Origin of the sequence: Pseudomonas vranovensis DSM 16006 (assembly GCF_000425805.1) — a bacterium.
GTDB lineage: Bacteria > Pseudomonadota > Gammaproteobacteria > Pseudomonadales > Pseudomonadaceae > Aquipseudomonas > Aquipseudomonas vranovensis.
In genome coordinates, this window is the sequence record NZ_AUED01000003.1 from 1 (window position 1) to 12408 (window position 12408).

At 53.7% G+C, this 12408-nt stretch carries 9 protein-coding genes and 1 pseudogene; 4 read left to right on the plus strand and 6 right to left on the minus strand.

Going from position 1 to position 12408, the window contains the following annotated elements:
• The first annotated feature begins 258 nt into the window (after nt 1–258).
• The gene (locus H621_RS0106960) at nt 259–675 is read left to right on the plus strand and encodes a hypothetical protein (protein ID WP_028942683.1); all 417 of its coding nucleotides are present in this window, start codon (nt 259–261) and stop codon (nt 673–675) included.
• Nucleotides 676–1396: 721 nt separating this feature from the next.
• On the opposite strand, the pseudogene H621_RS26970 reads toward H621_RS0106960, so the two are convergent.
• Nucleotides 1397–1999: pseudogene (locus H621_RS26970) on the minus strand (recombinase family protein); the annotation flags it as partial.
• Nucleotides 2000–2578: 579 nt separating this feature from the next.
• Nucleotides 2579–2794: a helix-turn-helix domain-containing protein gene (locus H621_RS0106975; protein WP_028942685.1), complete on the minus strand. Its 216-nt coding sequence runs from the start codon at nt 2792–2794 to the stop codon at nt 2579–2581.
• An 868-nt stretch (nt 2795–3662) separates the two neighbouring features.
• Between H621_RS0106975 and H621_RS26975 the strand changes: the two genes are divergently transcribed.
• Entirely contained in the window at nt 3663–4121 is a 459-nt protein-coding gene (locus tag H621_RS26975) for a hypothetical protein (protein WP_156905601.1), read from the plus strand.
• Nucleotides 4122–4907: 786 nt separating this feature from the next.
• On the opposite strand, the gene H621_RS0106990 is transcribed toward H621_RS26975, so the two are convergent.
• The 3 genes from H621_RS0106990 to cysZ form a co-directional block, all read right to left on the minus strand.
• Nucleotides 4908–6404: a DEAD/DEAH box helicase family protein gene (locus tag H621_RS0106990; protein ID WP_156905602.1), complete on the minus strand. Its 1497-nt coding sequence runs from the start codon at nt 6402–6404 to the stop codon at nt 4908–4910.
• A 772-nt stretch (nt 6405–7176) separates the two neighbouring features.
• Nucleotides 7177–8457, minus strand: a complete 1281-nt coding sequence (locus H621_RS0106995) for a site-specific integrase (protein WP_028942689.1) — start codon at nt 8455–8457, stop codon at nt 7177–7179.
• A gap of 54 nt (nt 8458–8511) precedes the next feature.
• Nucleotides 8512–9276, minus strand: coding sequence for a sulfate transporter CysZ (cysZ, locus tag H621_RS0107000; protein ID WP_028942690.1), 765 nt, complete (start codon nt 9274–9276; stop codon nt 8512–8514).
• Between the two features lie 265 nt (nt 9277–9541).
• Between cysZ and H621_RS0107005 the strand changes: the two genes are divergently transcribed.
• Both H621_RS0107005 and trxB read left to right on the plus strand, forming a co-directional pair.
• Entirely contained in the window at nt 9542–10141 is a 600-nt protein-coding gene (locus H621_RS0107005; RefSeq protein ID WP_028942691.1) for a peroxiredoxin, read from the plus strand.
• 119 nt (nt 10142–10260) lie between these two features.
• Nucleotides 10261–11223: a thioredoxin-disulfide reductase gene (gene trxB, locus H621_RS0107010; RefSeq protein ID WP_028942692.1), complete on the plus strand. Its 963-nt coding sequence runs from the start codon at nt 10261–10263 to the stop codon at nt 11221–11223.
• An 81-nt stretch (nt 11224–11304) separates the two neighbouring features.
• Here the strand turns inward: trxB and nadC are convergent, their stop codons facing one another.
• Nucleotides 11305–12153 carry a carboxylating nicotinate-nucleotide diphosphorylase gene (nadC, locus tag H621_RS0107015; protein WP_028942693.1) on the minus strand — a complete coding sequence of 283 codons (849 nt, stop codon included), beginning with the start codon at nt 12151–12153 and terminating at the stop codon, nt 11305–11307.
• Nucleotides 12154–12408 lie beyond the last annotated feature (255 nt).

A 12408-nucleotide genomic window follows, 5' to 3' on the forward strand; every position in this document is an offset into this window, starting at 1 on the left:
GGGGCGATTCACATTTAAGGCGCGTCTCAATGCTGTGAAGCTTTCGCATCAAACGCCATTACTGGATCGTTACAAGGTAGCAGAGACTGGCGTGCCTGAAGCCGCTATTCCACCTGCCGGAGGTGCACTACGCGAACCTTATTCAGCGGAGCGAGATGGTCCTTTGCCTTGGGACTGATGTGACGCTCGTATCGGGGGTGGCCAGTTGGTCAGGCGCCAACATGGTAAACTGAGCCATCTCAGCAATGGATGCCCAAGATGAAGACTCCCTCTGATCGTAAAGTCTTGTACATTATTTATAAATTGTACTACGAAGAATTCACGAATCACTCTGGTGAAAAGGATGTCCAGAACGGACGCAAGTCGAAAATATTCGTGCCAATTGATTGCAAGCTGATCGCCAGGCAATTGAATGTAGATAACGACATCGTTTTCGGCAGGCTGTATTACCACATGGAAGAAAAGTACGGTTACGCCAGAGACAGTGGGAGTAGGGTCGCCTTTTATACCAAGATAGCCGGCGAGGAAAACTGGTGTATCAACTTCCCGTTGATGGCTTCCGTATTAGCTGGTCTTGAGCAGGAGAACAGCAAATTCTTGTGGGCTACGGTTATGTCTGGTGTGGCGCTGGCGGTTTCTATTGTCGTGCCGGTCGTAGGGTGGTTAAACGGATAACCACTTGTGAGTCTGGCGGCAGAGAGGGCGCGCTTTTCTGGGGCTGCTGCCCGAAACTCTTCTGCGGCACTTTGGTCGGGTGGAAATGCCTCCTCCAATCCGGGGAGGGGAATATGCATAGATAATGGACAACCGGCTAAATCCTGCCGGATGTGGGTCGGTGCTTAACGCCATTGGCTCTGGCATCTGGCCCGGCTAACCTTGATGATGAAATATGGCAGGCAAAGAAAGCCGCCCCGAAGGCGGCTATGAGCGTAAGCATTCTATTGCTGAGGCCAAGACACTTGCATTGATGTCTAGTGCCTCCAATGTCGTCATCACGTTGTCGTGGACGCTGACTGACCCCCGTTGCCTGATCCAGGTACTTACCTCTTCCACCGCTGCCCTCAAGGCAATCTGGTTCATATGCAGCGCCTCAAGGGCGTTCGCTATTGCCGCGTCCCGATCTTCCATATCCATGATCCCATTGCCGATGGTGATTCCGCTGACGCAGAGTCAGATGCAACGAAGCCCCGCCGATGCTGGGGCTTTGGTAGCCCTTCCCTCACACCTGGGGTGCTTGTCCTGCCTTCTCCAGGGCATCCTTCTTATCTAACCAGGGCTGATAATCCGCCTCTGTGAGGTCAGGCCCATTACCGTTAAGGGAATGGTCAATCTTCTCATCGAGGATTGCGTATTCCCTCCGGAACGCTTCATGAGCCGCATCTAGCGCGTTCAACTGCCTCACCTTCTGTACCGTCGTAGTACTGCACTTAAGTAGATCGGCTACCTTCCGAATGCTCTTCCCGTCAGCCAGCAACTCGGTAATCCGATTATGGAGGTCAACGTTTGCTGGACGACCTTTGTACACACCTTCTGCCTTGCCCTTAGCGATGCCCTGGGCCTGACGCCTGCGACGGTCTTCATAGTCCTTACGAGCTACAACAGCAAGTATGTCGAGCAACATTCCGTTCACTGCCGCGATCATTCCCTTGGTGAAATCGTCCATTCCCTCTGTGGGCTTCAAGGCCGCATGGCTGGTACTTAGGTCCAGCGACACTACAGTCACCTTCTTTGCCGCGATCTTCGCCTTCAGCAACGCCCAATCATCCTGACTGAGCCTGGAGAGTCGATCTACGCCTTCAATCAGCAATACATCACCTTCGTGGCTATCGTCCAGCAGGCGGAACAGTTGAGGGCGTTCGAGCTTAGCGCCACTGGCGTTCTCGATATAGAAGGCGGCGATCTTGTGCCCTTGCTCCGCAGCGAAGTCGATTAGCGACTGCTTTGCCCGTGTAGCGTCCTGTTCTGAAGTTGAAGCCCGAAGGTAAGTGCGGATGAACATTGTAGTTCCCTCTGTGTCACTTTGGATGTGTCACATAGTACTGTGTCACATAGGATAGGTAAAGCCATTTAATGACACGAACTCAAGGGCGTTCAAAGCGAGTTTTAACCCGGTTCGTCTGTAGTACCTCAAGTACACCCGTAATGACACGCGAAGAGCTGCCGGGGCTGTCTCAGTTGAGTCGTCTAAGGGGGGGCAAGACTAGGCTCACATTTGAGCCGTCAATTACAGCGCCCCTCATGGGAAGGCTTCAGCAAATTTGCTGGCGCCTACAGTAGCTCCCGCATGGCAGCGGCTTACCCTACCGAGGGCGAATCAGACCTGCTGGGGCGAGAGTTCTACAGGGGAATAGAAAGAAGGCCGTGTGGCGACATCCGCTTAGTGCCGTCACCGTCAATGCCACGTAAATAGGGCCTTGCTGGCTTGTGAGGGGCGTGTTTCCAGAAATGATGCTCGTGCGGCAATTAGTTCGATTTTAGTTCTGCGTTTAGTAACGGTGGCTTGGTCTGTAGGGGGGGTAGTGCAACTTGGCGCCGATTGGCCCTTTGAGCGTGCTGAGGTATGTCATAGCGAACAGGGTCAATCGTGGATGAGCGTCTCGACGTCTACAACGAGGTCAGACGGTTTGCATCCGAGTGCAGAGGCTAGCTTAAAGATGATGTTGATGGTGGGCTGGTGAATGCCCCTCTCGATAAGACTGACGTAATTGCGTTGCACATCGGCTTCCAGCGCCAGCTTCTCCTGCGTCAGTCCTGCCTGCTTCCGTCTTTCACGGAGAACCTTGCCGAATGCCAAGCCTGCGTCCAAACCTTGCCCCCTCTGTATGAGGTTGCACTGTCGGTTCAAGGGTGGTCTGGGTCTTCACAGTATGCTGTGAATTTTATCGCTGGCATGGCATTATTGGTCTTGCCCGAGGCTACCACCCAGCCGGAGCCCCCCAGGTGTACCCTACATGGAGTCGTTGAATCTTCCGTGTTGTCTGGAAGGGGGAGCGTTTCAGTGAGTGTGTCATGCCGGTACGCCCTGTAAGTCAGTAAGGCAGTAAGTCAAACTTGTTACTGATATACAGGAGCTTAACAATGACCAAAATAGATTCAGCGACCAGTATCGTCACCGGTCTTCAGCAAGATGAGGCATCCCCACTCGCAAAATCTTTCCGTGCAGAAAGGTCAGGAGAGACTAGCCGACTTTCTTTGGCAGAGGGGTATGCTCAGTGAAGCGGAAAAGCCGAGTAGTGAAAATTCCAAGGTATACATTCGAGGCTCTTGCTGCCTACACCGCGCTTGGCGAAGAAATGGTAGGGATTATGATTCTGCTATTGCTGCGAATGGATAGTGATCGTCGAGTCATGCTCGATATTAACTTGCTGCCTAGCTTTCTAACCATCAGGCGTGATCGGGTAGATTATTCAGTCTCGCTGGTCATCAAGAAGGGGTGGGTGCAATCAGTGGACCAGCAAGCGATGCGGGAAGGGTTTCTCATCGGGATCGTTCCTTCAGTCTTCGTTGACTCGGACTTTGAAACTCTTATCGCGTTCTTCAATCCTCTCTTGCCCAATACGTGTAAGCAGATATAAATGACCTATGAGCTTTGAGTAGCTCTCTCGTTAAACAGGGCAAGGATGCCCTTTCTGCGAGGTTTTATATGCGGCGGGAAAGATTTCGTGAATCACCTCGGGCTGATTAATTTAAATTTCAAGGAAATTATTATGGCAAGGACCTTTCGTAACCCGGCAAACGGGCATACTGAGTCGATTAGTAGGGAGGCTAGTGGTTTGGTCGTTCTCTTCGGTCCCTTGTATCTAGCCAGCAAGGGACTCTGGGGGCACTTCTTTCTATGGTTATTACTTGTTGGCGGGTTCTCGCTGGCAACCGGTGGTCCAGGGATAATTATCGCCTTGCCCATTGCAATTGTGGTCTACGCATGGAGCATAAACAGCATCATCGCGAACTCTTACCTGCGTAAAGGTTGGCAAGAGGTAGTGGTTGAGTCGGATCAGTCAACAGGCCAGCCAGTGGTGAGTGTAGGCGGTCAGAGAGAATGCCCGTTCTGTGCTGAGTTGATAAAGATGCAAGCAGTGAAATGCAAGCACTGTGGGTCATTGGTGAAGCCGCTGCTCTAAGTGGAAGAGTCTGATTGCGGGTTGAGCTCACTTAAAGTTGGTGGTCGTGCGCCACTCCCCCTGTCCTGTTGAAACGATGCTGTGCCTGACGGCCATCCCGCTTTAGTGGGGCAGGAAAGCAAAGCTCTACGAGGGTCTTAGTCTTCTTGTAGAGGCTAACTTGTGACGAATCGTCTCGTCAGCATCCACTGATGGTTCGTTCAGACGATTCGTACTCAGCTAAGGGGGATGGTACTGCACACCTCCTTCCTCGCTCTGGGGAGTTGATATGCGCGTATCGCCTCTCAATGCTACGGCAAGGTTATGAGGGGAAGCGCTCTGGACGTGTATCAATTGTGGCTGAGGCCACAGCGTAAGTCGGCACAGCCAGAGCAAGAGCAAGAGCAAGAGCGGGAAGGGGCTTTGCTCGCCCTTTGTCCTTCCCTCTGGATAGAGTTTTATTCTTGCCTCACGGCAGGACCATAAGAGGGGGCAGAGGCAAGAAAGCCCCCTTAAGCGTTATTTGTAACCTTGCTGATACATGGTGGCGTAGTGTCACAATTGATTTCTCCATTTGAGGTTGCCTCAAGTTTCACATTGGTTGAGTGCTGGGGGTGATGCAACACGCTGTGCCTAGCTTGTATGGAGAGATTAGAACAGCTACTTTATTATTCAGTTGCAAGTTGGTATGAGGGAGAAGGGGTAGTTTCTACCTGCCTCTTGAACTCTTTTTTCCAAGTTTCCTCGATTGTGGGTGAGCCTGATCCTAATGATCAAGGGCGGTGGAAAAAATCTCTTAGAGAACTTTTAAGGGAAAATTTCCAGTTTCTGACCTTCTTGTATTGCCTTAAGCTGCTTATGCGGTCGTAGCCAGCTCCTTACTGTTCTCGGTGTCTTGTCTACTTGATCGGCTATAAAGTCTTCATCGTATCCGCTCTTCCACAGCATAACTGCTTGCTGTTGACGGCTTTCTCTTTCGGTCTTGGCAGCTGTCTTCTCGATTACCACTACCTCGGAGTAGGTATTGTCTATGATGCAGTCTTGAATTTTATCAAGAAGAAATTCCGCTACGCTCTGATCTTGGACGAAGAGCAGAATCTCTTCTTCATGGTCTCGTGATCGGAGAGCGGTTCTACAAACAGATTGCAAAGTCGATTCATAAAATCTCTCGTACTTTATCGCCTCTCTGATTTCCTTAGTGTCAATCGTGCAGCTTATTGAAAGGAGTTCCGCCAAGGTCGGAATGCTCCTGTTCTCGATAGGGGTTATGTTGCCATGCTGAAGGCAGATAGCAATGCTGTAATCAGCATAATCATTGACTCCTCGACTATCGATATTGATCGGTGTAATGTTGCTGTATTCATCTACGGGGAGTCTGCACCAAGCATGTGCAACTAGGATGGCCCTCTCAGATCCAATTATGCGCAGAACGTCTTTTCTAAGCCAGGCGTCTAACAAGCAGTCCTCTTGGTACTCGTCATGTTCCTTTCCCCCTTTCATCAGTGCAGTTCTCTTCGAGTAGTCTTTGTTTTCGAGGAATGGGTGAATTATTACCTTGTTTTGGTAGCCTTTAAAGTCAAGTTCTGCATTGGTCGGGGTTGTCGACCAGCCTGCCCCCCTCAAGATAACTCCAAGTAGAGATTTATCAATTTCCGCCCCCATGATTGTAACTGTCTCTGCTGCCTCAAATGCAGGAATATAGTCTTTGATTCCGATTATTCGAACGTTTCGATTTTTCTTGGCATCCAGCTGGTCAACTTCAATGACGTATCTTTTGTCTAAAAGAGTCTTTAATACCTTTCGGGCGTCGTTCGACATCGTTGAATCTTGCTTTGTGGCCAGTTCTTCGATTAGTTGCTTAAAACAGTGCTTCGCCTTTATTCGCTTGCTTCCATGAGGATGGTTTTCAACATATTGTTCTATCACGGCTCGGTAAGATATGTCTGTGAAGATTAGTGTCGTGCAGTCCCACGTTGTTGGTATTTCGTCAATATACACGTGCCAGCCTTGGAGTGTGCTTGGTTTAATCAGCCTAAGAGACTCGTGCGTGCATATTATGATCTGGTCGTTCTGGCGGAGCAGGCTTGTCTCCAAGTGTTGGGTTACAAAGCCTTCTACAGTGTTGCTGTCAATGGCATTAAATTTAATACCTAAGTTTCTCAGCCTGTCCTGCACTTCTGTGGAGAGAAGCTTGGTAGGGAATGCAATAACTGATCGCTGCGTACGGTTTTCATGAAGGTTGTTTATTAGCCAAGTTGTTTTTCCCGCGCCGGGCGGTGCTATTAAGGTGTTGATTAAGTTCATTTTGCGGATTGGCGAGATGGTTTATGTTTGCGAAGAATTTCAGCTTCCTGGTGATCTGGTTTGCGCTGGAGTTGATGGCGATCATTCTTATCTCGGCTTGTCAGTGTGTCAATGGGCTAAGTGAGTTTTTCTGCGATGAGTGTTGCTCTGTTTATTCCGTCAGTTGGTCGATTAACTGATCAATTACTCAATTACTCAATTACTCAATTACTCAATTACTTGGTTGCTCAATTACTAACTTGCTTAACCAATCACTCACCCACGCACGTGAGCCATTGCTCAATGGACCAATTGCTCAATGGACCAATTGATCAATTGAGCACCTACGTGATTGATGAAGCACCCAGGTGCGTACGTGCGTACGTACGCAAATGAGTAGACGTATAGACAACCAGCCACCTAGGTGCGGACCCATTCACCCGAAGGGTACGTATTCAGTGGTCTCTGTAAGCACTTAGACGGGGTACTGGGAACGAAGCATTCAGACAGCGATGTGGATCAGCTTGCGGGCTGCCATGCCCTCAGAGGGCTACGGTTACCGTAAATGCTGAAGATGACCGGTCCTCCTTTGTGTCCAGCAACCCGTTTGATGAGCGGACCCTGTACAGCAAGCATCACATAGGCGGTCGTTGAGCGTATGCCGAAGCTGTGAAGCCTCTCGCCGGTCTAATCGCCTTGAGAGGGCAGGGATGCATCCAGCATAAGGTTTTAGCCAACAGACCAAGCAATGAAGGATCACCCTCGTTTAATTCAAGGCTCTGGGCATCATTCGTCAAAGGAGCCCTGCAGCCTTCGCAAGGCTTGGAAGTTTCTGGATCTCCATTGCCATCCGAGAGAGCGGGTTAACGCCGTAGCTGTCACCTATGTGGCCAGATGCATGGCCAGTGATCCAGTCACTTACCTCTTTCGGTATGCCGTGCTCCCTTGCAAGCGTTTTGAAGCTATGCCGGAAAGCATGCAGTGGGTTACGACCAGGTTGGTAAACACCACAACGCTGCGTAACTGGACGCCATGACTTGGACACTATTCCTGCAAAGCCGTCGCTCACTTTCACTAACTGGGGAAAGATTCTGGTTCCAGGCGTGCGATCTTGTACGAGTGTGAGCAAGCCAAGGGCAATAAGGTCGGGATGAACAGGAATTTCCCTACGGCTGCTGTCCGTCTTAACTGACTTGTCAGGCTGGTCATCAATGATCCGAATAAACCAAGAGCCGCTCTCATGCTGGTGGATATCCTCCACATAGAGCTGAGCCAGCTCTTCACGTCGTCCGCCCGTGTATGCAGCTATCAAAGGTATCCAGTACACAGCATTACCTGGCCGACCTTCGGCATTTCGTAGCTGTTGAAATTCGGTGTGGCTGAAAAGCGTAACCAGTTCGCCCCAGGTGTAGCCTCGGTTATCGTCCAAGCGCCGTTTTGGTTTGCCCGACCCCAGTCTCTTGTGAATGCGCGACGCGGTTACGGGATTCGTTTCAAGCAGACCTGAATCGACGGTAAAAGCCATCACCGATGACAGTCGGGCCAGCAGCAAGCGAGTAGATGAGGTAGCCAGCGGCTTTACCTTCTCCTCAGCAGGCTGAATCAAGTTCGCCGCAAATGCATGGATGTCCGATGGCTGTATCGAGGCGATTGGCTTGTCACCCATGTCCGTAATGAATCGATTGACGGCTCGGCTGTAGTCCACTGTATGCCGCCGTGAAACGTAGTCGGACCTACCGGACATGGAGATGGATTGGACGTAGCGGGTGAGTGCTTCTGAAAGCCTTATGGAGCTCTTTGTAGGGGCGGTCAATAAAACTGTAGGCAGAGGCTTGCCTATTGTCTCAGGCTCACGGTGCTCAACGTAGAGGCCCTGGCGGGCATCACTGAACAACCTCTCCGATTCCGCATACGCATGGGCAAAAGCCGCCTTCGCTTGCAGGTAGTGTCGAGTGTTTAGCGAACGACGAATCTCGGTCTTGCCGATGATCTGCCTGAGGTCATCCGGCACCCTGCGACGTAGGTAATAGATGCCCGAGTCGGGGTGCCTGAATGGTTGTGCTATCAGTGCCATGTGTACCAGCCTTGTGTATCAGTCGGCTGGGAAAGGGCATCGCTTACGTGTTTGTCAGGCGTTCTGGCTGGACGGTTTGGCGACGCGGGTGTCTCCCTTTTCGCGCACCCAGAACAACGTGGCGCCGGCCACCGCCGCCGGCATCATCAGCACGTTCACCCCCGGAATCATCAGCGCCAGGTAGGTGATGCCGCCAAAGCCCAGCGACTGCCAGCGCTTGCTGCGCAGCCAGGCGAGCATGTCCTGCCAGCTCATCTTGTTGTTGTCCGCCGGGTAGTCGATGTACTGGATGGCCATCATCCAGATACCGAACAGCAGCCACAGCGGGGCGGCAATGATGTTGACCACCGGGATCAACGAGAGGATGAACAGGCCGATTGCCCGGGGCAGGAAGTAACCCAGCTTGCGCATTTCACGGCCCAGGGTGCGCGGCACCATGGCCATCAGTTCGGCCCAGCTGAACGCCGGGAAGTCGTCGGTGCCACGCACCACCACTTCGACTTTTTCCGCGAGAAAGCCATTGAATGGCGCGGCAATGACGTTGGCCAGCATGGTGAAAGTGAAGAACACCATCAACGCCACCAGCACCACGAACAAGGGCCACAGGACGTAGCTGAGAAAGCTCAGCCAGTTCGGCAGGCTGGGCATCAGAGAATCGACCCAGAGGCTGAATTGATGGCCGGCAACGTAGATCAGACCGACGAACAGCAGCAGGTTGACCGCCAGGGGCAGCAACACAAAAAGGCGCAGGCTCGGGCTCAGGACCAGTTTCAGTCCTTCGCGCAGGTACTGTGGGCCAGAGAGGACAGGGGCTTGCATAGAGGGCTCCGGGTAAAGGAAAACGCGCTGACCTTACCGAGTTTGAGCGGTCGACGAAAGCGCAGCGCAAAGCGGGACACGGGCCGTAACAAATCCTCGGCGACAGCCCTTGTAGGCTTGATAGACAAACAGCTGTAGCTTTTAGCGATGAATAGAGCCGGCCTATAAGGTGGATTGTCTAAGGATATTTCCTTAATCTCTGCGGCCTCGCTAAAGTGCGCACAACTTTTCAACGCCTTCGAATTCAAACTTTCAAGGAGTTTTCATGAGCATTCTGGTCAACAAGCAAGCCCCTGATTTCGATGCGGCGGCAGTATTGGGCGACGGTTCGATCGTCGACAGCTTCACGCTTTCTTCCCTGCGCGGCAAATACGTCGTGTTGTTCTTCTGGCCGCTGGACTTCACCTTTGTCTGCCCGTCGGAAATCATTGCCCACAATAATCGCATGGATAAATTCCGTGAGTTGGGTGTCGAGGTGGTTGGTGTGTCCATCGACTCGCAGTTCACCCACTACGCCTGGCGCAACACGCCGGTAGAGAAGGGCGGTATCGGCGAAGTCGAGTTCACCATGGTGGCCGACGTAACCCACGAAATCACCCGCGCCTACGGTATCGAACACGAAGCGGGCGTGGCCCTGCGTGCCTCGTTCCTGATCGACCAGCAAGGCGTGGTTCAGCACCAGGTGGTGAACAACCTGCCACTGGGGCGTGAAGTCGACGAGATGATCCGTCTGGTCGAAGCCCTGCAGTTCACCGAGCAGCACGGCGAAGTCTGCCCAGCCGGCTGGCGTCCAGGCCAGAAAGGCATGAAGGCTGACGCCAAGGGCGTTGCCGACTACCTGGCCGAGAACGCCAACAGCCTGTAAGGCTACTGCGATTCAATGTTTTTCAGGACCTGCGACCCAAAGCCTTCCCCAAGTGCTTCGCAGGTTCTTTTTTATTCCAGAAGCGGGCAAGCCATCGCCCGCCTCGACAGGAGAGCGTCATGTCTGAAGTACGTCATTCGCGAGTGATTATCCTCGGCTCCGGCCCTGCCGGTTACAGCGCCGCGGTCTACGCCGCCCGTGCCAACCTCAAGCCACTGCTGATCACCGGCATGCAGGCTGGCGGTCAACTGACCACCACCACCGAAGTCGACAACTGGCCGGGCGACCCCCATGGCCTGACCGGCCCGGCGCTGATGCAGCGTATGCAGGAGCACGCCGAGCGTTTCGAGACTGAGATTGTGTTCGATCACATCAACGCTGTGGACCTGGCCAGCAAACCGTACACCCTCAAGGGTGACAGTGGCTCCTACACCTGCGACGCACTGATCATCGCCACCGGTGCCAGTGCGCGCTACCTGGGGCTGCCGTCGGAAGAAACGTTCATGGGCAAGGGCGTTTCCGCCTGCGCGACCTGCGACGGCTTCTTCTACCGCAACAAGCCTGTGGCTGTTGTTGGTGGCGGCAACACCGCTGTCGAAGAAGCCCTGTACCTGGCCAACATCGCGAGCAAGGTCACTCTGGTTCACCGCCGCGAGACCTTCCGCGCCGAGAAGATCCTGGTCGACAAGCTCAACGCCCGTGTGGCCGAAGGCAAGATCGAACTCAAGCTCAACGCCAACCTGGACGAAGTCCTGGGTGACAACATGGGTGTGACCGGTGCGCGCCTGAAGAACAACGATGGCAGCTTCGACGAAATCAAGGTCGACGGCGTGTTCATCGCCATTGGCCACACCCCGAACACCTCGCTGTTCGAAGGCCAGCTGACCCTCAAGGACGGCTACCTGGTGGTCAACGGCGGCCGTGACGGCAACGCCACCGCTACCAACGTTGAAGGTGTATTCGCCGCAGGCGACGTGGCTGACCACGTGTACCGCCAGGCGATCACCTCGGCGGGTGCTGGCTGCATGGCAGCACTGGATGTCGAGCGTTACCTGGATGGTCTGCAGAACGCTTCGCTGTAATTGAAATGATCGCGGGGCAAGCCCGCTCCCACCTTTGTGTAGGAGCGGGCTTGCCCCGCGATGTTTCCGGTGTCTGACGCCTCAAAGGCTCAGGCGCATGGACAGGTCCACTGCCTTCACATCCTTGGTCATGGCACCAATCGAGATGTAGTCCACACCCGTTTCGGCAATCACCCGCAGGGTGCTTTCATTCACGCCGCCGCTGGCCTCAAGCTTGGCCTTGCCGGCATTCAGGCGTACCGCTTCGCGCATGTCGTCCAGGCTCAGTTCGTCGAGCATGACGATATCGGCACCGGCCTCCAGGGCTTCTTTCAATTCCTCCAGGCTTTCCACTTCTACTTCCACCGGCTTGCCCGGGGCAATCCGCCGTGCGGCGCTGATCGCCTGGGCGATACCGCCGCTGGCCGCGATGTGGTTTTCCTTGATCAGGAAGGCATCGAACAGACCGATGCGGTGGTTGTGGCAGCCGCCGCACGTCACTGCGTACTTCTGCGCCAGGCGCAGGCCCGGCAGGGTCTTGCGGGTGTCGAGCAGCTTGACCTGGGTATCGGCCACCTTGTCGGCAAAAAACTGGGCGTGAGTCGCCACGCCCGAGAGCAATTGCAGGAAGTTCAGCGCGCTGCGCTCGCCGGTCAACAACGAACGAGCCGGGCCTTCGAGGTGAAACAGCGGCTGGTTGGCCCTGGCCCGCTCACCATCCTTGACTTGCCAATGCACTGCCACCCGCGGATCGAGCTGGCGAAACACCGCATCGACCCAAGCGGTGCCAGCGATCACGCAATCATCGCGCGTAATAATGGTGGCCTTGGCCAGGCGCTCAGCCGGGATCAGTTGGGCGGTGATATCGCCACTGCCCACGTCTTCAAGCAACGCACGGCGCACGTTGGCTTCGATTTCGGCGGTCAGGTCGGCGAGACGTAAATTCGGCATGGCGGGCTCCACAAGCTAAGTGCCCGGGATTATAGGGCAGGGCGGGGCGCGCTTGCAGCAAGCACGGCACGCTTGACCTCTGGTCAGTCCAAATGAGCTTTTTACTGATTGCCCGGTCTATCTCCACTCGTGCCAGCGAAGACGCTGCCCAACTGGCGAGTGTCCGGTTTTTGCCAGATAATGCGACTTGTATTTGGCGCCATAGCTTTGACGATTTATCGATTCATTTCACACTTTACCCAGCAAGGAGTCCGG